Source organism: Kitasatospora gansuensis, assembly GCF_014203705.1.
Lineage (GTDB): Bacteria > Actinomycetota > Actinomycetes > Streptomycetales > Streptomycetaceae > Kitasatospora > Kitasatospora gansuensis.
Window position 1 is genome coordinate 507,814 of record NZ_JACHJR010000001.1, and the last position, 21,336, is coordinate 529,149.

Below are 21,336 nucleotides of genomic sequence, written 5' to 3' on the forward strand. Positions count from 1 at the left end.
GTCACAGCACCGGGATGTCCACCTTCAGGACGAAGGCGTGCGGCGCGGGGTCGGCCGGGGCCTCGTACGTCAGGGTCGCGGTGACCGTGCTGCCGTGCGGGGCGGTCGGGCTGACCCTGACGGCGAAGCCGCGGTTGAGCCAGGACCAGGTGTTGCTGACCGTGTCGGGGCAGGTCGCGGTGGTGCCGTCGGCGGAGAACACGCAGGCCAGCCCCTCCGGCGCGGAGCTCAGGAAGGTGGAGCCGGGCGGCAGTTGGGCGACCAGGCGGCCACGCCATGGGTAGTCGGTGGACGGGCCGAGGTTGCGCTCCTCGACCTCGAAGTCGGCCGGGTTGCCGGGGGCGGCGGGCAGCGGCGGCCGGACCAGCGACAGGTAGGCGCCGGTGACCGGGGCGGCGATCTCGGACGTCCAGGTGGCGAGGTTGTCCGCCGGGTTCTGCTCACCGTCCCAGCTGACCTCGGCGGTGCCGCCGGGGTAGCTCTTCGGCCCGGCGAGGCCGCTGATGGTGCGTGAGCGCAGCTTGATGTGGCTGCACGTGTGCGGTTGGAGTCCCTCGGCGACCGGGACCCGGATCCAGTTCCAGCCGCCGTCGGTGGCCTCGCCAGTCTCGGGCGAGATCTGCATGCCCTCGTCCGGCGGCCCGTTGACCACCAGGGTGGCCGCGGTCTGCGGGGTCTCGGTCCCGTGGTTGCAGACCACGACCGTGAACGGCACGGTGGCACCGGGCGGCGCGGCCGGGTTGGGTGCGGCGACCGTCACCGCCAGGTCGCGGGCGTACGGCGGGCCGGACCGCGGGGACGGGGTGGCCTGGGCGGTGACGGGGACGAGAACGACCGCGAGGGCGGCGGCCAGGGTGGCGGGGATCCGCATGGGGTCTCCATCGGGACGGTCGCGGGCTGCACGATTCGGCGCCCACGTTCGTCCACGAAGCTATCCCGGTCGGCACGGCCCGGCCGTGCCGACGGCGCCGGTCGAGGCGGAGCTTTCGCCCTTCCGGGTGATACCTCGTCAGGCTGCCGCGGAGGGTGGTCAGATCGGCTGGGGTTCCAGATCCCGGCTGATCCGCCGCCAGCCGCGTGCGGCGACCGTGAGCGGGTGCTCCTCCCCCAGCCGCTGGACCAGCTCGACCAGCACCTCCGAGCGCAACCCGCCGGCCTCGTTCAGCCGACCGTGATCCCGGAGGGTGACCGCCAGGTTGACCTGACACGCGAGCGCGTCCGGATGGCCCGGGCCGTACAGCTCGCACAGGCCGGCGTGCGCGGACCGCTCCAGCTCCTCCGCCTGGTCGAAGAACCCCAGCTCGCCGTAGGCACAGGCCAGGTTGACCATCGCGTTCAGGGTGTACGGATGCTTCGGCCCCACTGTCCGGGTCAGCCCGTCGAGCGCCTGCTTGCCGTGATCGACGGCGCCCTGGATGTCGCCGTTGGCGCGCAGGTAGATGCCGAGATTGTTGGTGCAGGCCAGGGCGAACGGGTGCTCACCGCCGAGTAGTTGGCGGTACCGGTCGAGAACTACGGCGCACCGGTCGCGGGCGGCCTCCTGGTGACCGGAGGCCCTGAGGTCGGCGGCCAGGTTGAGGGCGCAGGCCAGCGCGTCGGGTGTGTCACGGGTACTCCGCGCCTGGTAGCGCTCGTCGGTGTCACCGGTGATCCGGTGCGCCTCGGCGAGCGAGCCGGCTCGGCGCAGCGAGACAGCGAGCGAGGTGGCGTTGCGCAGGCAGTCCGGATGGTCCGGGTCGAACACCGCGCCGAGCTCTTCCCTGAGCTGCCGGAGCAAATCGGCCGAGCCCTGGTAGTCGCCGAGTTCGCGCAGATCACGGGCCAGGTTCGACCAGGCGGCGAGGGTGTGGGGGTGGTTGGCGCCCCGGGCTACGGCGCGGTGTTCGAACGTGTCCCGGTCGAGTCTGCGGGCAGCCTCGGCGTGCCCTGCCAGCCGGAGGTCGATCGCCAGGTTGCCCGCCGCGAGCAGCGTGTGCGGGTGGTCGTTCCCGAACAACTCGCGGAACCAGTCGAGGACTTCACGGTCGAGATCCTGAGCCGCCTGGAATCGCCCGAGGGCCCGGAAGTCGGCGGCGAGCGCGGAGGCGGTCATCAGGGTCTCCGGGCGCCCCTCACCAAGTAGCTCCCGCTGACGCTCCAGAACGGCCTCGTCCAGGGCCCGTGCCCTGGTGTAATCACCCTGCGCGCGAAGCACGTTGGCAAGCTGGACGCGCAGCAGCAGGGTCTGCAGGTCGTCCGGCCCGTGCCGGTCGGTCCACGCCGCGTCCAGGCTACCGCCGAGGTCGCGGGCCTGGTCGAGCTCGTCGCGGTGCCACAGGTAGCGGACCCGGTCGATCATCAGCTCCCGGGTGTCCGCCTCACCACAGTCCTGCGCCTCGGACGGCACCAGGTGCGGCCAGATCCGTTCGAACTTGGGCCAGTTGGCCGGGTCGTCGATGCCGCCCAGGGCCGGCCGGGCACCGGTCAGGATGCGGTGCGCCAGGTGCATCGCATCCATCTGTGCGTACTCGTCCATCTCAGCGCGGACCGCCGCCCGCACCAGCTGGTGCATCTGGAAGCTGTTCCTGCTCAGATCCACCTTGGCCAGCCCGTACCGGCTGATCGTCTGAACCACCTTGCCCACCATGAACTTCTCGGTCAGCGTCGGATCGTGGAGTTCCAGCTCACGGGTCATCCGGTCGCTGAAGAGCAGGTCCATCGAGATCGGCTCGGGCGCGAGGAACGCGCAGAGCTGCAACAGCCGCACGGCGGCCGGGGACTGCTCGCGCAGCCGGGCGGCCGTGACGTTCCAGGTGGCACCGACGGGTTCCGGGTAGTCGGCCGGGCGATCGAGCGCGAACCCCCGGGTGGCCTCCTCCTGGAGCTGCTGCAGGTAGCTGTCCACCGGGGTGCCGGTGGTGTCCGGCCAGGCAGCCGCTACTTCCAGCGCCAGCGGCAGGTCACACAGCAGTTCGGCCACCCGGTCGGCATCCGGCCGGGACATACCTCCGACCCGGCGGCACAGGTACTCGACACTCTCGCCACGGGTGAACACGTCCACCACAATCTCGTCGGTCTGCCCCAGCCAGCTCTGGTCCCGCGAGGTGACCAGGATGTGCCCGGAACCACCGGGGAAGAACCGGGGTATCTGTTGCTGCCCACCGGCGTTGTCGAAGATCAGCAGCCAGCGCGGTGCCGGTTCGCCCCGGCGCAGCGCGTCCAGGACTGCCCTGGCCGACTCGCTGACACCGTCGCCGATCCGCAGCCCGAGCTGCCCGGCCAGCTCGGCCAGCCCGGTCGGGATCAGTTCGGCCTGCTCCGCGTCGATCCACCACACCAGGTCGTAGTCGGCCTTGAAGCGGTGCGCGTACTCCAGCGCCAGCTCGGTCTTGCCGACGCCGCCGAGCCCGAACAGCGTCTGCGGGGTCGGCAACACCACCACCGGCCCGCCGGGCAACTGCTCGCGCAGCTCCTCCAGCACCTTGGCCCGGCCGGTGAAGAACGGGTTCCGCTGCGGCACCGACCAGACGGATGGCTCACCACCGGGGTAGCGTGGTCCGCCGCTGGGTGCCTCCCCGAGCTCAGCATCGGTGACGTCCAGCGCGCGCAGCAGGACGTGTTCCGCCCCCGTCTCGTCGCGGTTGACCAGGTCGACCGGGTTCCTGTTGAGGAACGGCTCGGTCAGCCGGACGTCACCGATCCGGACCGGGACCGGACCGCGAGCGGAGCCGGAGGGGTCGGCCCCGGCCATCGACTCCCACAACGCCTGGGCCTGAGGGGCCCTCAGATAAGCGGCGGAGAGCAGCGCGACGGTCCGCTCGACGGCGCCCACCACTTCCTGGCTCCCGTACGGGCCGACCGTGACGTCCCGGCGGCGCACCAGGAAACCCGCCCTGGCGAGCAGCGACTCGATCCACTCCGCCCACATCCGGTCCTCCGGCGCATACGACAGGTGGAGGACCACGGGCAGCGGCCGACGCCGCCTGAAGGCCTCCACGTACCGCAGCCGCACCTCGTCGTTCATCAGCGGCAGCGCGGCGACCAGACCGCGCGTGATCACCCCGGTCAGCCGCTCGCAGGCAGCCAGCATCGAACTCTGCATGCCGACTCGGTCCCCGAAGGTGGCCAGGATCTGTTCGTAGGCGTAGAACGGCCGGTACGGGATCTCCACCGAGCCCCAGTAGGAGGAGAGTTCATCGGCCGTCAGACCGGCGGGCAGACCGTCGAAGCGGGCCCGGGCGAGCGTCCGCCCGGCGTCCGCCTTCTCCTTCTCGCCCTCGTCGACGCGCATCGGCACCGGCAGGATGCGGATCCCGAGATGCTCGAAACGCTCGTCGATGGCCCGGGCGATCCGGGAGGCGGCGTCGATGGACTGATCGCTCAGGGTGAAGCAGACCAGCAGTTCGTCGGGCAGCTGGAGGGTGCAGATGTCGGCGAGGTCGGACATCCCACTCCGGGAGTCGATCAGCACGTAGTCGTAGTGCCGGCTCAGGTCCTCCCTCATCGCATCGACGAACTCCGCCGAGGCCGGTTGCGTGAAGAACCGCACGATCTCGCCCAGGCTCGCGTCCGCCCGCCCGGCCGGCAGCAGGTCAAGACGCCCGCCCTGGGGGAAGCCGCTCCAGTCGATGGTGTGCGCGAAGCCCCGGACGCAGGCCGCACGGCGCAGCCACTCCGCGCGGGGCCGACCGTGTCTCCGCCGCGCCGTGTCACGGTAGTCGCTGAGCAGTCCGATGACTCCCCGGCCGTTCTCGACGGCGCCGGAGTCCACGAACGGCCGGAAGAACCGGTGCAGACCGGGTACCTCCAGATCCCAGTCGACAGCGAGCACCCGGTAGCCGTTCGCGGCCAGGATCCAGGCGCAGTTCGCCAAGGCGGTGGTCCGGCCGGTGCCGCCCTGGTGGGAGTAGAACGTGACGATCCGTCCGTCCGCACTCCGGGTGATGTGCTCCTCGTCCTCGGGGCCTTCGTCCTCATCCGTCTGCGGCTCGACGTCCCGCTGTTCCTCGCTCCCGCCCTCGTCCAGCGGCGGCGTGAAGACCTGCTCCTCCGTCAGATCCAGTTCGTCCGTGATCCGCCGGACGGTACGCTCGCCCTGCTCGTTGATCTCCGTCACGCGCCGCAGAGCCCGTTCGATGTCCTCGCCGACCGGGTCCTCCGTCGCTCCTGCTCTGGCCACCCCGTCGCCCACCGGCGGGCCGGGAAGCCCGGCGGTGCGTCCGGCCGTCTCCCCCTGGAGCAGCGCCACCATTTCGGTCAACCGGCCGACCTGGTCCAGCACTTGGGCGAGCAGCCGCTCCGCCTCGCTGCGCCGAGCCTCGGCTCGGACCAGCTCCTCCACCGCCTGGCGCTCCTGGGTGTGCGCCCGGACCAGCTGCTGCTGGGTCTCGAACAGTCTCGCGATCTCCTCGCGGTGCCCGAGCAGCGCGTTGCGCTCCTCGGTCAGCTCGCCCACCCGCTGCTGCAGTGCGTTCAGCATGCCCAGCAGCAGCATGACGATCTTGCTGCTGTTGTCCAGGGTCACCTGCAGCTCGTCCCGCTGGCCCTCAGCCTGCATCAGCCGCTGGAAGACGCTCTCCAGATGCTCCCGCTGCTCCTCCGCGTCAGCGGATCCGCGTCGTACCGGCGCCCGCTGCGGAGCGGGGTTGCGGGCCGCCTCCAGCAGGGTCAACGCTCGACGGAGATCACGCGGGTCACGACTGGTGGCCGCCACCACCGCTCGTACGAACGGCTCGGTGGGGACCCGGCCGCCGAGGTTCGCGCTCACGGTGGCCGGGGCCTTGCCGACCGCGTTCGCCAGCTCGGCCAGCGTCCTCCCGCTCGTCCGCACCAAGTGGCGGAGGAACTCCGCGAGTTCCTCCGCCTCCGGGTTCTCCGCCCGGACCGGCCCGAAGGGGCGACCGCCCCCGTTCCCCTGCGCCACCCGTCCCCCCGACACCGCAGATCGCTGTTCGGCATTATCGCCGAACAACCTCCGGTTGTTCAGGCTTCAGCAGGACCGGCCCGGACGAACAACGTCGATGAACCGACGAGCCTGCGACGTTCATCTCCACTGCTCACCCCGGCACTTGGAGACTTCGATGCCCCTGCTGACCCTCACCCCCCGCGTGCTCGGCAACCTGCAGCGCGTGCTGCTGGTGGCCCTGCTCGCCCCCGTCCTCGCGGTCATGGTGCTCGCCACCGTGCCCGCGCTCGCCGTGCTGCCGTTCCTCCCGGACGGCGACCGACGGACCGTCAGCCTCCTGAAGACCCACGCGACCACGGCGGCCGTCCTGCTGCGCGGCAGCCGGCCGGGCAACTGAACGTCGCCGTGACGCCGGATCAGCTCTCCTCGACCGCCAGCCACGCACCGAGCTTCTCCGGGTTGCGGACCGCCCAGATCCGGGTCACCCGCTCTCCGGTGACCTCGAACGCCGCCACCGTCACGGTGGTGCCGGTGTGCTGGGCGACCAGGCCGGGCACGCCGTTGACCGTCCGCTCCAGGAGTGTCAGCCCGGGGGCCTTGTCCGCGATGAAGATCAGGTACTCGGCGATGCGCTTGCCGCCCTCGATGGGCCGCAGGGCCGCGCCGACCATGCCGCCGCCGTCGGCGACCATCGTGGCGGCGGGGTCGAGGAGGTCGACCAGGGCGCCGATGTCCTTGGCCTCCCAGGCCTGCTTGAACTGCCGTACCAGACCGGCCTGTCCGACCGCAGGTCCCGCCGGCGCCGGCGCGGCGCCGACCCGCCGTCGGGCCGAGGACGCCAGCTGCCGACAGGCGGCGGGCGTCCGGCCGACCATCTCGGCGACCTCACCGAAGGGGTACCGGAAGACGTCGTGCAGGATGAACGCCACCCGCTCGGCGGGCGTCATCGACTCCAGGACGACGAGGAAGGCCATGTTCACCGACTCGTCCAGGGTGACCCGGTCGGCGGGGTCGGCCGACTCCGAACTGCCGCCGCCCGCCCGGCCGCTGAACCACTCCGTACGGTCGGGCAGCGGCTCGGGCACCCATTCGCCCACGTACCGCTCGCGTCGGGCCCGCGCCGAACCGAGCTGGTCCAGGCAGATCCGGCTGGCCACCGTGGTCAGCCAGGCGCCCGGTGTCTCGATGGCCTCCTGCTGCGCCCGCGACATCGCGTACCAGCGCGCGTAGGTCTCCTGCACGGCGTCCTCGGCCTCGGCCAGCGAACCGAGCAGGCGGTAGGCGAGGTTGATCAGATGACGCCGCTCACCGATGATCACGCTCAGGTCCGGCTCGGACCGGTCGTGCCCTGCCTCGGTCGGGGTGCTCATGGCTGCGGCTGCTCCTCGGCTCCTCGCGGACTCACCTCGTGGGCCCACGTCGTCGGACTACCGAGACACTACTGATCCACCGTCGGCCCGCGGCACGGGGGTCGCGGCGGATCCGACGTATCGTCATGATCGAACAGCGTGCGCGCGATCAGCGCGCACCGGAGCGAACAGGGGATGGTCACGTGATCGAGCTTTCGACGACACCGATGACCTGGGTGGCGGCTGGGGACAGCATCACCCAGGCCGTTCTGCACACCTACGGAGCCCGGGGCTGGGTCGAGCACGTCCACGAGCGGATCCGTTGGCAGCTGGACCGGCTGACCGACATCGTCGTCAACTCCGGTGTCTCCGCCTGGTGCGCCAGCGACGTCCTCGGTTCCTACGACCACCTGATCGGCCGGTTCGCGCCGGACGTGCTGTCGATCTCGCTGGGCACCAACGACGCCCGGGCCGGGCTGGCCGGCCTCGAGGTGTTCCACACCGACCTGCGGGCCATCATCGCCAAGGCCGACGGTGCGCGGATCGTACTCCACACGCCCGTCCTGACCAGCATGAGCGGCCGCGCCGCCCGTCCCGAACTGCCCGCCTACTGCCAGGCCGTCCGGGAGATCGCCCAGGACACGGGCGCGCTGCTGGTGGACCACGAGGCACACTGGCTGGCCCGGTTCCCCGACGGTGCCGACCCGATCCCGTGGCTCGACGACCCCGCGCACCCCAACGCCGTCGGCCACCTGCAGATGGCCAACCACACCCTGCGCACGCTGGGGCTGGGCGAGTTGACCGACGTGTAGGGAGGCGGCGAAGGCCCCCGGCCGGGGGCCTTCACGTGTCTACCGCACCAGGGCGTCGGCCGCCGCGAGCTCGCGGCGCTGCTCGCCGATCGCCTCGGGGTTCCAGCCGGGGCGGGGCACCGAAGCCAGCAGCAGCCGGGTGTACGGGTGTCGGGGCGCGGCCAGCAGGTCGGCTACCGGCTGGTGCTCCACCGTCCGGCCCCGGTACATCACCAGGGCCTCGTCGCAGACGTAGCGGACCACCGCCAGGTCGTGGCTGACGAAGACCAGGCCGATGCCGGTGTCGCGGCGGATGTCGGAGAGCAGGTTGAGCACCTGCGCCTGCACCGAGACGTCCAGCGCCGACACCGCCTCGTCCAGCACCAGGACGGCGGGCTCGACCGCCAACGCCCGGGCGATGGCCGCGCGTTGGCGTTGCCCGCCGGAGAGCTGCCGGGGCAGCGCGGCGGCCTCGCGGTCACCGAGACCGACCTGGGCCAGCAACTCCCGCACCCGGTCCGCCCGGGCCGCGCCGGACGGCGCACCGTGCAGGCGCAGCACGCCGTCCACCGTCTCGCCGATGCTCAGCCGGGCGTCCAGCGAGAGGTACGGGTCCTGGAAGACGATCTGGACCGCCTTCGCCCGGGCCAGCCGCGCCGCCCTGCCCCGGGTACGGGCCGCCAGCGGGGTGCCCTGCACCAGGATCTCGCCGTGGTCCGGGCGTTCCAGGCCGACCAGCATCCGGGCGGTGGTGGTCTTGCCGGAGCCGGACTCCCCCACGATGCCGAGGGCGCCGCCGGGGCGCAGCGCGAAGGAGAGGTCGTCGACCGCGACGACCGGCGTCCGGTCGCCCGGGTAGGTCTTGCGCAGGCCGCTCACCTGGAGCAGCGGGGTGGGTTCGGCGGTCAACGGTCCTCCTTGGCAGTCGAGTTGGCGATTTCGTCCACCCGGTGGCAGGCGACCAGGGCCGGTCCCAGCGGGACCAGCGGAGGCGCGGTCCGGTCGCAGCGCACGGGCTGCGCGAACCGGCAGCGATCGAAGAAGGCGCAGCCGGGTGCACTCTGCGCCAGGCTCATCGGCGTGCCGGGGATCGGCGCCAGCCGGGAGAGCTCACCGTGCAGCGGCGGCGAGGAGCCCAACAGCCCTGCGGTGTACGGGTGTCGGGGCCGGGCGGGCAGCTCGGCTGCGGTGCCGGTCTCGACGATCCGCCCGGCGTACATCACGTAGATCCGGTCGCAGGTGGCGGCGGCCAGGTCCAGGTCGTGGGTGATCAGCAGCAGGCCGAGGCCGTTGTCGCGTTGCAGCCGGCGCAGCACGGCCATGATCTCGGCCTGGGTGGTGACGTCGAGTGCGGTGGTGGGTTCGTCGCAGAGCAGCAGGCGGGGGTCGGCGGTGAGCGCTCCGGCGATCATGACGCGTTGCAGCATGCCGCCGGACATCTGGTGCGGGTACTGGCGCAGGTGCCGGGGCGGGTCGGGCAGGCCGACGGCGCTGAGCAGTTCGAGGGCCCGGGCCTCCGCCTCGGCCTTCGACCGGCCGCCGACCAGGCGGAGCTGCTCGGTGAGGAAGTCGCCGACCCGGCGGACCGGGTTGATGCCGGCCCGCGGGTCCTGGAAGATCATCGACGCCTGGCCGGTCCGCACCGCGCGCAGGGTCGCGGCGTCCGCGCCGATCAACCCGGCTCCGGCGACCCGGACTTGGCCGCCGACCCGGGCTCCCTCCGGCAGCAGACCGAGCGCGGCCCTGGCGGTCACCGACTTGCCCGAGCCCGACTCCCCGACCAGCGCGACGGCCTCGCCCTCGGCGACGCTCAGGCTGACGCCGTCCAGGATCGGCCGGGCCATCCCCGGCAGCGCGACACGCAGTTCCTCGTACTCAAGGATCGGCATCAGGATTCCCTCCCGGCGAGCCGGTCGCCGAGGTGTTCCCCGACGACGTTGAAGGCGACCACGACCAGCACGACCGCGACGGCCGGGACGATCGCGGACAGCGGCTCCCCCTGCAGGACGGCCGCCTGGCCCTGGTTGATCATGGCGCCCCAGTCGGGGGTCGGCGGCTGGACGCCGAGCCCGAGGAACGACAGCGCGGCCAGGTCGAGCAGCGCGTAGCCGAAGTTGACCGTCGACTGGGCCAGCACGGTGGGCATGATGCCGGGCAGCAGCCGGCGCAGGGCGACGAACACCGCCGAGTGACCCTGCACCCGGTACGCGGCGATGTACGGCCGCGCCTTCTCCTGCGCGGTCAGGCCGCGCACCAGCCGGGCGGTGTACGGCAGGTAGGCGACCGCCATCGCGAGCACCGGCGCGGTCAGCCCCTTGCCGAACAGGGCCACCGCGAGGATCGCCAACAGCAGGGCGGGGAAGGCGAACAGGATGTCCAGCACCCTGCCCACCACGGTGTCGACCCAGCCGCCGCGCCAGGCGGTGAACAGGCCGACCGCGATGCCGCCGAGGGTGGCGAACAGCACCACGGCCAGCGGGCCGACCAGGCTGGTGCGGGTGCCCTCGATCAGCGCCGAGAAGGTGTCGTGCCCGCCGCCGTCCGTGCCGAGCCAGTGCTCGGGGCCCGGGCCGGTGAAGTTCTCGCCCAGTTCGCCGTAGGTCGGGTCCTGCGGGGCGAGCCAGGGCGCGAACAGCGCGACCAGCACGAAGAGGGCGAGGACCAGGGTGCTCGCTCTGGCCAGCGGGCCGCCGCCGATCCGGCGCAGGGCACCGAGCAGGGCGCCAAGTGGACTGTTCAGCAGCGAAGTCGGGATGCTCACCGGGCTCCTCCGGCCGCGCGCACGCGCGGGTCGATCAGTGGGTGGAGCAGGTCCACCAGGGTGTTGACGACGACGAAGGCGGCGACCACCAGCAGCACGATCGCCTGGACCACCTGGAAATCCAGCTGGTCCACGCACTGCACCAGCAGCGAGCCGATCCCGGACATGCCGAACGCGGTCTCCACGATCGCGGTGCTGACCAGCATCCCCGAGACCAGCAGCCCGCCGACGGTGACGATCGGGCCGAGCGCGTTGCGCAGCACATGACGCCGGATCACGGTCCGCCGGGGCAGCCCCCGGCTGAGCGCCACCTCGACGTGCTCGCGCCGCAGTTCGTCGAGCATCGAGGACCGGGTCACCCGGGTGACCAGCGCCATGAAGGTGACCGACAGGGCGATCGCGGGCAGCGCGACGTGGTGCAGCCGGTCCGGCAGGTCGGTGCCGTTGCCGATGGTGGGGAACCAGCCGAGCCGCACCCCGAAGACCGAGCGCAGCACGATCGCCGCGACGAAGGAGGGCACCGCGGCACCGACCGTCACCAGCAGCAGCACCGCCGAGCCGGTCCGGGTGCCGCGCCGAAGGGCGCCGACGATCCCGGCGCCGACACCCAGTACGGCGATCAGCACGGTCGCCACCCCCACCAGCAGCAGGGTGGCCGGCAGCCGCGCGCCGAGCACCTCGCCGACGCTCTGGTGGAACAGGTACGAGCGGCCGAGGTCGCCGTGCAGCACGCCCTCCAGCCAGTGCCAGTAGCGCACCGGGAACGGGTCGTCGAAGCCGTACTGCTGACGGATCGCCAGCAGTTCCTGCGGGCTCGGACTGCGGCCCTTGACCAGGAAGCTCGCCGGGTCGCCGGGCGCCAGGTAGAGCGAGGAGAACACCAGGAACGAGGTGACCAGCAGGGTCACCGCCATCCCCAGCAGCCTGCGCGCCGCCGACCCGGCCGCCCGGAGCGCGGTGGCGGGCGTCATCCCTTGGCGCCGATCTCGGCGGCCCACGGGTAGTAGAGGTAGGCGATGGAGGGCTTGACGCCGGTGATCCGCTTGCCGAGGAAGACGCTGACCGGCTCGGTGTACAGCGGCAGCCAGGGCAGTTGGGCCATCGCGATCTGCTGGGCCTCCCCGGTGGCGGCGGCGTGCGCGGCCGGGTCGTAGGCGCCGACGGCCCGGTCGACGGCCGCGTCGAACTTCGGGTCCGACCAGCCGCCGTAGTTGCTGAACGCCCCGGTCCGCAGCGAGCTGTACATGTCCAGCGGGTCGGTGATCGAGGTGTACCAGAAGGTCAGGAAGAGGTCGATGCCCTCCCGCGCGGCCGGGTCGGTGAACAGCGCGGTGTACTTGTCGGCCGCGATGGTGTCGATCTCCGGCTTCAGCCCGATCGCGGTGGCGGCCTGGGCGACCGCCTGGGTGATGATGGTGGTCTGCGAGTCCAGCGGGCTGGTCGCGATCACCACCTTCTGACCGTTCACCCCGGCCTCGGCGGCCAGCGCCTTGGCCTTCGCGGGGTCGTACGGGTACTCGGGCAGCGCCTTGATCAGCTCGGCGGCGCCCGGTGCGCCGTTCCAGTTGTTCGCCGTCACCAGGGAGTTGGCCACCTCGCCGACCCCGCCGGCGCCGGCCTTGACGATGCCCTTGCGGTCGACGGCCATCAGCAGCGCCTGCCGCACCCGGGCGTCACCCAGCGGCCCCTTGAGGTTGTTGACCACCTCGGTGGCGACCGTGGTGTTCTGGCCGAAGTAGAGGGCGCCGCCCGGGGTGTCCTTCAACTGCGCGTAGGCACCGGCCGGGACCATCCAGCCGCCGTCCACCTCACCGGTGCGGAACGCGTTGACCCGGGTGGTCGGGTCGGCCAGGAAGACGAACTTCGCCTGCGCCGACCTGGCCTTCAGCTGGGGGTTCCAGTACTCGTCGAACCGCTTGAGCACCAGCGACTGACCGGAGGTCCAGGAGGCGAACGAGAACGGCCCGGTGCAGTTCACCCCCGTGCCCGGACTCCCGTACTCCTTACCGGACTTGGCCAGGGTGGCGGCCGACTCGACCACCCCGGGGCCGGCCGCCAGGTACTTGTTGAAGGTGGCGTCCGGCGCCTGCAACGTGACGGTGACCTCCAGCGGACCGGTCCGCTCGATCGACTCGACGTTGCGGTACTGGTTGCCCCAGACACTGCCCACCTCCGGGTCCAGGTTGCGGCGCAGCGAGGCGACCACGTCGTCCGCGGTGAGCGTGCTGCCGTCGTGGAACTTCACGCCAGGACGGATCTGGTAGACCCAGCTGGTCGGGGTCGGGTTGGCGAACGAGGCGGCCAGGTTCGGCGAGGTGGTCAGGTCCGGGTTCCACCGCAGCAGGCTCTCGCAGACGTTGGCGAGGATCTGGTTCGGCGGGAAGTCGAAGGAGTACGCGTAGTCGATCGTGGTCGGCTCGCCGAACAGCGACCAGGTGAACGAGTCAAGATCGCCGCCGGCGGCGGGCGTGGTGTCGGTCAGCCGGTAGGCGGCGCCGGTGCCGTCGGCCTGCTTGGCGGTGCCGCTGCACCCGGCGGCGGCGAGGACGGTGGCCACCGTGGCGGCGGCGAGGAGGCTGCGGGGTCTCATGGGGGTCCTTCGCGGGGGAGGAAAAGTGGGCGGTCAGGGAGCGGCGGTGAAGACGGCGCGGCCGTCGAGGTAGGTGCGCAGCACCCGGGTGCGGGCGATCTCCTCGGCCGGGTGCTCGAACGGGTCGCGGTCCAGCACGACCAGGTCCGCGTACTTGCCGACCTCGACCGTGCCGGTGACGTCGTCGAGGTGGTTCGCCCAGGCGCTGCCGGCCGTGTACGCGGTCAGCGCCTGAGCCAGCGTCAGGGCCTGCTCGGGGTAGAACGGCTCGCGCGGCTTGTGGTCCTCCGCGGCGTTCGGGGCGTTGGGCGCGTCCACCGGTACGGCCCGGTTGACCGCGACGTGGATGCCCCAGAGCGGGTTGGGGCTGCTCACCGACCAGTCGCTGCCGGCCACCAGCCGGGCGCCGGCCCGGTGCAGGTCCCCGAACGGGTACTGCCAGGCGGCACGTTCGGAGCCCAGGAACGGGATGGTCAGCTCGTCCATCTGCGGCTCGTGCGCGGCCCACAGCGCCTGGATGTTGGCACCGGCGCCGAGCTCGGCGAACCGGGCCAGGTCGTCGGGGTGGATCACCTGGAGGTGCGCCAGGTGATGCCGGTTGTCGTTCGCGCCGTTGGCCTCCCGGGCCGCGGCCAGCGCGTCCAGGGCCTGGCGGACGGCGCGGTCGCCGAGCGCGTGGAAGTGCACCTGGAAGCCCGCCGCGTCCAGCGCGCGGACGGCTTCGGTGAGCACCTCGGGGCCGACGAAGGTGAGTCCGGTGTTCTGGGTCGGGCAGCCGCAGCCGTCCAGGTAGGGCTCCAGCATGCTGGCGGTGAAGTTCTCCGCGATGCCGTCCTGCATGATCTTCACGGTGGTGGCGGCGAACCGTCCGACCTGCCCGCCGCGTCGGCGCTCCTCCAGTTCGGGCAGCTGCTCCAGGCCGCGTTCGCGGTCCCACCAGAGCGCGCCCACCACCCGGGCCCGGAGCGAGCCGTCCGCCGCCGCCCGCAGGTAGACCTGGTAGTTGTCGGGGTTGCCGGGGAAGGCGCCGATCATGGCGTCCTGCCAGCTGGTCACCCCGAGCGAGAACAGGTGTTCCTGCGCCACCAGCAGCCCGGCGTGCGCCTCCTCGGCCGTCGCGACCGGGACGTGCGCGGCCACCAGGTCCATCGCCCCCTCCTGCAGGGTGCCGGCCGGGCTGCCGTCCGCCGCCCGCTCGATCCGGCCGTCCGCCGGGTCGGGGGTGTCCCGGCCGACGCCCGCGAGCCGCAGCGCGGCCGAGTTCACCCAGGCGCCGTGCCCGTCCCGGTTGGTCAGCAGCACCGGCCGGTCCGGCACCACGGCGTCGAGCATCGCGCGGGTCGGGACGCCGCCCGGGAAGACGTCCATCGACCAGCCGCCGCCGCAGATCCACGGCGCCTCGGGGTGGGCCTCGGCGTAGGCGGCGACCGCCGCCAGGTAGCCGTCCACCGAGCGCTCGGCGGACAGGTCGCAGCGCAGCATCTGCACGCCCGCCACCGCCGGATGCACGTGGGCGTCCTGGAATCCGGGGACCAGCAGGCCGCCCGCGAGGTCGACCACCTCGGTGTCCCGGTCCACCAGCAGCCGGACGGACGCCTCGTCGGCGACCGCGACGATCCGGCCCCCGGCGACCGCCACCGCGGCCTCGATCGGCGCGGGGCCGGTGGCGGTGAAGACCCGGCCACCGACGAAGACGGTGTCCGCCCGCGGCCCGGTCCGGTCCGCGCTGTCCTGTGTCGTCAACGGAACTCCCCCTCGGCGGGCAGGCCCGCACGTCGTGTTGTTGAGGAGGAGTGAACGGCAGCGCAACACTGTTGTCAACGGTGTTGCGCCAACTCGTGGGCACATCGATACACTGAGGGCACTATGTCGAAGCCACCCGTGACTCCCGCCCGCAGCAAGCGCGTTGGCGCCCAGCTGACCCCCGAAGCGATCATCGACGCCAGCCTGCGGATCGCCGCCCGGGGCAGCGCCGACGCCTTCACCGTCCGACGCCTCGGCGAGGAGCTGGGCACCGACCCGACCGCGATCTACCGGCACTACCGGGACAAGGACGAGCTGCTGCTCTCGGTCGCCGACCGCACCCTGGGCGAGGTGCTCGACAGCATCCCGCCCGGCCTGGGCTGGCAGGACCGGCTGCGGGCGCTGGCCGACGGCTCGCTCGCGGTCGCCCTCAAGTACCCGGCCGTGAGCTCGGCGATGGCCAGCCGGACCACCCGGCGCGCCAACGAGTTCCGGGTGGTCGAGCTGATCCTCGGAGCCGTCCGCGAAGCGGGCCTGGACGGCGTCGACGCGGCCGTCCACTACCGGATGGTCGGCGACTCGCTGCTGGCCTACGTCGGCCAGCGGGCCGCCTACCTGCTCTTCGACCCGGAGGTCCGGGCCGGTGACGAGTCCTCCTGGAGCCGCGAGTACCGCCTGGTCGACGCCGAGGGGTTCCCGAACATCGCCGGCCTGGGCCGGGAGCTGGCCGAGGTGACGCACGACCAGATCTTCCACGCCCGGGTGGAGGCCCTGATCACCGCAATCGAGCAGCGGGCGGCGGCGGTCCGCCGGGGCTGACGGCGGGGTGACGGCGGGGCCGGTACGGGAGCCGGGCCCGGGGGTCCGGTCTGCACCAGGATGCGCAACACCGTTGACAACACCGGTGCGCGAGCGCTTCACTCCCCCTCGACTCGAAAAACGCGTCGGGCGCCACGCCGCCGCGCGAGCCTCTCCGAACTGTCTCCGCCTGCGGTCCCCCACTGACGCCGCAGGGAAGCCACCCTCCCGAGAAGAGGCACCATGGACCGCGTACCCTCCGACCGAGCCGGACTGCCCGAACCGCTGCGTGCGGTCTTCGCCACCCACGCCGAGGCCCGCCGGCGCGGCATGCCCGTCGCCGAGGTCGCCGGCGAACGGGCCGAGCAACAGCTGAGCCGACGTCAACTCCTCGGCACCGCAGGGGCGATCGCCGCCGCCACCGTACCCGCCGGGCTGCTCGCCCCGTCCCGGGCCGCCGCGGCCGCACCCACCGCGCCCCGGGTGGTGATCGTCGGGGCGGGCCTGGCGGGGCTGCGCTGCGCCCATCAGCTGTGGAACCGGGGCACGCCGATCGCCTCGACCGTCTACGAGGCGGACACCACCCACCTCGGCGGCCGCTGCTGGTCACTGCGCGGCTTCTTCGCGGGCGGCCAGGTGAGCGAGCACGGCGGCTCGTTCATCAGCTCGACCGACAAGGCCGTGCTCAACCTGGCCAACAGCCTCGGCCTGCAACGCGAGTACGCGAACGGCGGCGCGCTGGACTCCGGCGACTACGCCGGCTGGGTCAACGGCTCGCTCTACAACGGCAGTCAGCAGCAGGACGACTGGATCGCCGACGCTTTCGACGCGTTCAGCGCCTCCTACCGGGCGATCGGCACACCGCGCTACGACAACTACACCGCCGAGGCACACCGGCTCGACCAGCTGTCCTGTCTGGACTACCTCGCCGAGATCGGCCTGCCCGCCGACTCCCGGCTCGGCCAACTGATCCAGGCCCTCCAACTGCAGTCCGGCGGCGAACCGGGGCAGTCCTCGGCATTGAACATGATCGGCTTCCTCGGCGGTTCGAGCATCTTCGCCGGTGGCCGCGGCTTCGACGAGAAGTACCATCTGGTGGGCGGCAACGACCAGTTGGTGACGGGCATGGTCGGCCGGCTGCCGGCCGGCACGGTCCGGCAGGGGTACGAGCTGATCGCCCTGGCCCGGAACGGCGACGGCAGCTACACCTGCACCTTCGACCACTGCGGCAGCACCGTCTCGGTCCCGGCCGACCACGTGGTGCTGGCGCTGCCGTTCAGCACGCTGCGCAGGGTCGACCTGTCCCGGGCCCAGCTGTCCCCGCTGAAGCTGACCGCGATCCGGCAGCAAGGGATGGGCCAGAACGCCAAGTTGGTCACCCAGCTCACCCGGAAGACCTGGCCCGCCCTCGGGTACAACGGCATCTCCAACACCGGGCCGCTCGGCTACCAGACCGCCTGGGACGGTTCGGTACAGCTGGGCGAGGCGGGCGCACCGGCCCTGCTGGTCAACTTCCCCGGTGGCGACGGCGCCAGGGACCGGCTCACCGGCGCCGCGCACGGCCCGGCCCCGGCCGCCGACGTGAACGCCTTCCTCGCCCAGATCGAGCACGTCCACCCCGGCACGACGGCCGCCTACAACGGCCGGGCGTACGAGGACCACTGGTCGCTCGACCCCTGGCACCTGGGCGCGTACCACTACTACCGGGTCGGCCAGTACACCGCGTTCGCAGGCTACGAAGCCGTCCAGGAGGGCCGGATCCACTTCGCGGGCGAGCACACCGACGTGGACAACGCCACCCTCAACGCCGCGGTCCTCTCCGGCGCCCGAGCGGCGGGCGAGATCACGGCGCAGCTCTGACAGGCCGAATTCGGTTGCTTCGGGGTGGTGCCGCCGCTCTACAGTGACGGCCATGCGCCCTCAACTGAGCGCCGCCATCAGAGCGGTGTGGTTACGCCTGCCCTTTTCCATCCGAAGAACCGCTGCTCCGGGGGTGGTGTTGCGGCACCGGACGTCCCCACTGCTGACCCGCGGCTGCCGCGCCGACCGTCCCTCCGACCGGGGTGCGGCGTACATACCCCGCCTGCCGGCCTGACGCCCTTTCAGGGCAACTGTTACCGAGGGGTAGCCAGCGACGGCCGCAATGGCTGAGAGTGAGTCATTGAACGCGTACATTCACTCAGTTGCACCGCCTCGCACCCCGTCCCTCAGGGAGAGACCGTGAGAACCGCCAGGCCAGGCACCATCAGAAGACTCCTCACCCGGGCGCTGTGCGTCGCGGCCCTGCTGTCCGGCCTGCCTGCCGGGGTGGACGCGGCAGCAGCGGCGACACCGCAGACCGGCGCCGAGCCGGCCGCGTCCTGGACCGGCCCGCTCAGCACCCGGGGCCGCTGGATCGTGGACGCGAACGGCAACCGCTTCAAGCTGAAGTCCGGCAACTGGGAAGGAGCCCAGGGTACTTGGCTCGGCAGCGGGGACATCGGCGACCCCGCGAACCACATGCACGGCGAGCCCGGCCACAACATGCCGCTGGGGCTGGACCGGGTCCCGATGGCGAAGATCCTGGCCGACTTCCACGGGCTCGGCATCAACAGCATCAGACTCCCCTTCTCCAACGCCCTCCTGCACGACACCACCCCGGTCCCGGACGCGGCCGTCGCGGCCAATCCCCAGCTGCGCGGGGCCACCGGGCTCCAGGTGTTCGACGCGGTGGTCGCCGCGCTGACCGCCGACGGCTTCGCCGTGATCCTCAACAACCACACCACCAGCGCCCGTTGGTGCTGCGGACTGGACGGCAACGAACGCTGGAACAGCGGGCAGTCCACCGAGCAGTGGATCGCCGACTGGGTGTTCGTCGCCGAGCGCTACCGGGCGAACAAGCGCGTGGTCGGCGCCGACCTGCGCAACGAGATCCGCCGGGACGTCTGGGACGACCCGAACTGGGGCTGGGGCGACTCCCACGACGCGAACGCGGCCTTCGAGGCCGCCGGCAACCGGATCCTGCAGGCCGCTCCGGACCTGCTGGTCATCATGGAGGGCATCAACTGGTACGGCATCCCGCTCAACGGTCTCCCGCACGGTCGGCCGGTGCTCGCCCCCGTCCGCACCCTCTCCAACACCCTGATCAACTCGGGCAAGTTGGTGTACGCGGCACACTTCTACGCCTACACCGGACCGGCCAACAGCGGCGCGGGCAGCGGGCTCGGGGCCACCGACGACCCCCGCTACCAGGACTTCGGCGCCGCCGAACTCGCCCAGGTGGTCGACCGGGAGGCGCTGTTCGTCACCCAGTCCGGACAGCACTTCACCGCCCCGGTCTGGATCAGCGAGTTCGGGGCCGGCGGCCGCGGCTCCAACGACGCCAAGGAGCAGGCCTGGCTCCGCAACTTCACCGACATCCTGGTGGCCAACGACACCGACTTCGCGATCTGGCCACTGGTCGGCTGGACCAAGGACGGTGCACCGCTGGACAGTTGGGCGCTGCTCTCGTACGCCCCCGACGGTACCCGGCTGAGCATCGACGACCCCGGCGACTGGCGGGTCACCGACTGGCGCAGGCTGGTCGGCGCGCCGGGCCGCACCGGGCCGGTGGCCCAGGTCTCCCACTGGAACATGCTCAACCTCGACCACGGTGACTACGTGGTCTCGGCCCGGATGCTCGCGCTGCCGGACTGGGACTCCGGTGCCCGCAAGGGAAGTTGCCCCGACGGTCAGCGCCTGACCGGTCTCGGCCGCAGCGACAGCCGGGGCCTGTGCACCGACGCGGCGCAGCCCGGGGCCACCGACACTCCCTATCTGCGGGTCACCGACGAGCGCTACGTGACCGGGGGCGACTGGGCGTCCGGGTACAACAAGCTGCAGTGCCCGGACAACCAGCTCGTGGTGGGTTACAGCGTCCGGGGCAGCTCGATGGCCTCCCTGCTCTGCGCCCGGGCCAGCGCTCCGCTGCCCACGGCGGGCCGCAACGTGTGGTTCGACCACGGCGACAACCGTCCGGCCACCGGGGGTTCGTCCGGGAGCGACTGGGCCCCCGGCTACTACAAGGGCCAGTGCACCGACCAGGAGTACCTGGCCGGCGTCGCCTTCACCTGGAAGTGGAACCACGGCGGGGTGCCCGACGCCCTGCTGTGCCGCCCGCTGAGCTGAACCGCCGTCACCGGGGTGGCAGGCCGTCCGGCCTGCCGCCCCGATTCAGCTCAGCGCGCGCCGGTCGCGAGGGCCTCGATGGCGGGGACCAGGGCGGCCGGGGTGGGAAGGGCGTCGTTCTCGGCCCGGAGCCGGACGGCCGCCTCGCGGAGTGCCGCGTCGCCGATCAGCCGCGCGAGCAGCGGGGTGTCGACGTCCGCGGAGCTGGAACGCAGCGCGGCGCCGGTGCCGGTCAGGATGTCGGCGGCGAGGAAGTTGTCGGCGCCCTGGGGCAGCACCAGCTGGGGGATCCCGGCCTGCACGGCGGTCAGCGCGCTGCCGGAGCCGCCGTGGTGGATCACCGCGTCGCAGACCCGCAGCAGCTCCGCCAGCGGCACCCACGGCAGCGGGCGCACGTTGGCCGGAAGCGTGCCGAGGTGGCTGAGGTCGGCATCGCCGACGGCGAGCAGGAACTCGGCGTCGACCGACGCGGCGGCCTCGATCAGGCGGGTGATGGCGTGCACCCCGTCCACCTCGGTGACCACGGTGCCCAGCGTGACGGCGACCCGCGGCCGGGTGCCGCGGCGCAGCAGGTCGGCCGGGACCACGCCACCGCCGTTGTAGGGGATGTAGCGCATCCGCAGACCGCCCGCGTCGCCGCCGAGCGAGACCGGGACGACGTTCAGCGGAGTGGTCTCGGCCGGGGCGGCCACGCCGTGCGCCTCGTAGAGGTCGGTGAAGTGACCGGCCAGCCGGGCGGCCATGTCGAGGCCCGAGATGAAGCCGAAGTTCTGCAGCGCCGCCGGGATCTTGAGCTTGGCCGCGACCAGCTGGGCCGAGGCCAGGCAGGAGTCGTGGATCAGCAGGTCGGCGCCCCACTCACTGGCGGTGGCCAGCAGACCGTCCACGGTGGCGCGGGAGGCGTGCGCGAAGGCGGCGGCGGCCACGTCGATGATCTGATCCTGCGTCAGATCGGGCCTGGCATAGCGCGGTTGCTCGCCACTGGTGGCCACGAACGAGTCCCGGAGCGGCCGGCCGTCGCCGATCTCGACGATCGGGAAGCCGGCCTGCCGGAGCTGGTCCATCGGGCTCGGGCTGGCGAACAGCACCTCGTGCCCGGCCGCCCGCAGGGCCTGCGCGGTGGGCACCATCGGGAACACGTGGGTGGGCGCGGCCGGTCCGGTGAAGAGTATGCGCACGATCGTCTCCTGGTCGATAAAAGGTGGCACGGGCGGGGCCCGCACACCGTCAACTGACGGGTGGTCAGCTGATGTTCCCGGCACGATCGATTTCGG

15 protein-coding genes are annotated in these 21,336 nt (G+C 72.1%); 5 read left to right on the forward strand and 10 right to left on the reverse strand.

The window, feature by feature from the left end; genetic code table 11:
- Position 1 precedes the first annotated feature (1 nt).
- Together F4556_RS02395 and fxsT are read right to left on the reverse strand one after the other, a co-directional pair.
- Positions 2-871 (reverse strand): hypothetical protein, encoded by an 870-nt coding sequence (locus F4556_RS02395; RefSeq protein ID WP_184911240.1) that lies wholly within the window; start codon positions 869-871, stop codon positions 2-4.
- A 159-nt stretch (positions 872-1,030) separates the two neighbouring features.
- Positions 1,031-4,924 carry an FxSxx-COOH system tetratricopeptide repeat protein gene (gene fxsT / locus F4556_RS02400; RefSeq protein ID WP_184924201.1) on the reverse strand — a complete coding sequence of 1,298 codons (3,894 nt, stop codon included), beginning with the start codon at positions 4,922-4,924 and terminating at the stop codon, positions 1,031-1,033.
- A 1,135-nt stretch (positions 4,925-6,059) separates the two neighbouring features.
- On the opposite strand from fxsT, the gene F4556_RS02405 reads away from it, so the two are divergent.
- The gene (locus F4556_RS02405) at positions 6,060-6,281 is read left to right on the forward strand and encodes a hypothetical protein (protein ID WP_184911242.1); all 222 of its coding nucleotides are present in this window, start codon (positions 6,060-6,062) and stop codon (positions 6,279-6,281) included.
- A 19-nt stretch (positions 6,282-6,300) separates the two neighbouring features.
- Here F4556_RS02405 and sigJ read toward each other — a convergent pair whose 3' ends face one another.
- A complete protein-coding gene (gene sigJ / locus F4556_RS02410; protein ID WP_184911244.1) occupies positions 6,301-7,254 on the reverse strand; it encodes an RNA polymerase sigma factor SigJ in 954 nt (317 codons plus the stop codon).
- 182 nt (positions 7,255-7,436) lie between these two features.
- Here sigJ and F4556_RS02415 point away from each other — a divergent pair, with 182 nt between their 5' ends.
- On the forward strand, positions 7,437-8,045 hold the full coding sequence (locus F4556_RS02415) for an SGNH/GDSL hydrolase family protein (protein WP_184911247.1): 609 nt from the start codon (positions 7,437-7,439) through the stop codon (positions 8,043-8,045).
- Positions 8,046-8,084: 39 nt separating this feature from the next.
- Here F4556_RS02415 and F4556_RS02420 read toward each other — a convergent pair whose 3' ends face one another.
- From F4556_RS02420 to F4556_RS02445, 6 genes are read right to left on the reverse strand one after another with little or no spacing between them, the layout of a single operon-like run.
- The gene (locus tag F4556_RS02420) at positions 8,085-8,933 is read right to left on the reverse strand and encodes an ABC transporter ATP-binding protein (RefSeq protein WP_184911249.1); all 849 of its coding nucleotides are present in this window, start codon (positions 8,931-8,933) and stop codon (positions 8,085-8,087) included.
- Entirely contained in the window at positions 8,930-9,913 is a 984-nt protein-coding gene (locus F4556_RS02425; RefSeq protein WP_184911251.1) for an ABC transporter ATP-binding protein, read from the reverse strand. Before F4556_RS02425 ends, F4556_RS02420 begins: the two co-directional genes overlap by 4 nt.
- Positions 9,913-10,785, reverse strand: a complete 873-nt coding sequence (locus F4556_RS02430) for an ABC transporter permease (RefSeq protein ID WP_313068115.1) — start codon at positions 10,783-10,785, stop codon at positions 9,913-9,915. The genes F4556_RS02425 and F4556_RS02430 overlap by 1 nt, the downstream gene beginning before the upstream one ends.
- On the reverse strand, positions 10,782-11,756 hold the full coding sequence (locus tag F4556_RS02435) for an ABC transporter permease (protein WP_184911253.1): 975 nt from the start codon (positions 11,754-11,756) through the stop codon (positions 10,782-10,784). The genes F4556_RS02430 and F4556_RS02435 overlap by 4 nt, the downstream gene beginning before the upstream one ends.
- Positions 11,753-13,375, reverse strand: coding sequence for an ABC transporter substrate-binding protein (locus tag F4556_RS02440; protein ID WP_184911255.1), 1,623 nt, complete (start codon positions 13,373-13,375; stop codon positions 11,753-11,755). The genes F4556_RS02435 and F4556_RS02440 overlap by 4 nt, the downstream gene beginning before the upstream one ends.
- Positions 13,376-13,408: 33 nt before the next feature.
- Positions 13,409-15,118 carry an amidohydrolase gene (locus F4556_RS02445; protein ID WP_221503513.1) on the reverse strand — a complete coding sequence of 570 codons (1,710 nt, stop codon included), beginning with the start codon at positions 15,116-15,118 and terminating at the stop codon, positions 13,409-13,411.
- Between the two features lie 123 nt (positions 15,119-15,241).
- On the opposite strand from F4556_RS02445, the gene F4556_RS02450 reads away from it, so the two are divergent.
- The 3 genes from F4556_RS02450 to F4556_RS02460 all read left to right on the forward strand — a co-directional run bounded on the left by F4556_RS02450 (position 15,242) and on the right by F4556_RS02460 (position 20,062).
- The gene (locus F4556_RS02450; RefSeq protein ID WP_184911257.1) at positions 15,242-15,937 is read left to right on the forward strand and encodes a TetR/AcrR family transcriptional regulator; all 696 of its coding nucleotides are present in this window, start codon (positions 15,242-15,244) and stop codon (positions 15,935-15,937) included.
- Positions 15,938-16,159: 222 nt separating this feature from the next.
- Positions 16,160-17,776: a flavin monoamine oxidase family protein gene (locus F4556_RS02455; protein WP_184911259.1), complete on the forward strand. Its 1,617-nt coding sequence runs from the start codon at positions 16,160-16,162 to the stop codon at positions 17,774-17,776.
- Positions 17,777-18,136: 360 nt separating this feature from the next.
- The gene (locus F4556_RS02460; RefSeq protein ID WP_376775648.1) at positions 18,137-20,062 is read left to right on the forward strand and encodes a glycoside hydrolase family 5 protein; all 1,926 of its coding nucleotides are present in this window, start codon (positions 18,137-18,139) and stop codon (positions 20,060-20,062) included.
- A gap of 50 nt (positions 20,063-20,112) precedes the next feature.
- Here F4556_RS02460 and F4556_RS39320 read toward each other — a convergent pair whose 3' ends face one another.
- Positions 20,113-21,240 (reverse strand): nucleotide disphospho-sugar-binding domain-containing protein, encoded by a 1,128-nt coding sequence (locus tag F4556_RS39320; RefSeq protein WP_184911261.1) that lies wholly within the window; start codon positions 21,238-21,240, stop codon positions 20,113-20,115.
- Between the last annotated feature and the right edge of the window lie 96 nt (positions 21,241-21,336).

Coding starts and splice junctions, on each gene's coding strand:
- F4556_RS02395 (WP_184911240.1), bottom strand. CDS start 871: ATGCGGATCCCCGCCACCCTGGCCGCCGCCCTCGCGGTCGTTCTCGTC.
- F4556_RS02405 (WP_184911242.1), top strand. CDS start 6,060: ATGCCCCTGCTGACCCTCACCCCCCGCGTGCTCGGCAACCTGCAGCGC.
- sigJ (WP_184911244.1), bottom strand. CDS start 7,254: ATGAGCACCCCGACCGAGGCAGGGCACGACCGGTCCGAGCCGGACCTG.
- F4556_RS02425 (WP_184911251.1), bottom strand. CDS start 9,913: ATGCCGATCCTTGAGTACGAGGAACTGCGTGTCGCGCTGCCGGGGATG.
- F4556_RS02435 (WP_184911253.1), bottom strand. CDS start 11,756: ATGACGCCCGCCACCGCGCTCCGGGCGGCCGGGTCGGCGGCGCGCAGG.
- F4556_RS02440 (WP_184911255.1), bottom strand. CDS start 13,375: ATGAGACCCCGCAGCCTCCTCGCCGCCGCCACGGTGGCCACCGTCCTC.
- F4556_RS02450 (WP_184911257.1), top strand. CDS start 15,242: ATGTCGAAGCCACCCGTGACTCCCGCCCGCAGCAAGCGCGTTGGCGCC.
- F4556_RS02455 (WP_184911259.1), top strand. CDS start 16,160: ATGGACCGCGTACCCTCCGACCGAGCCGGACTGCCCGAACCGCTGCGT.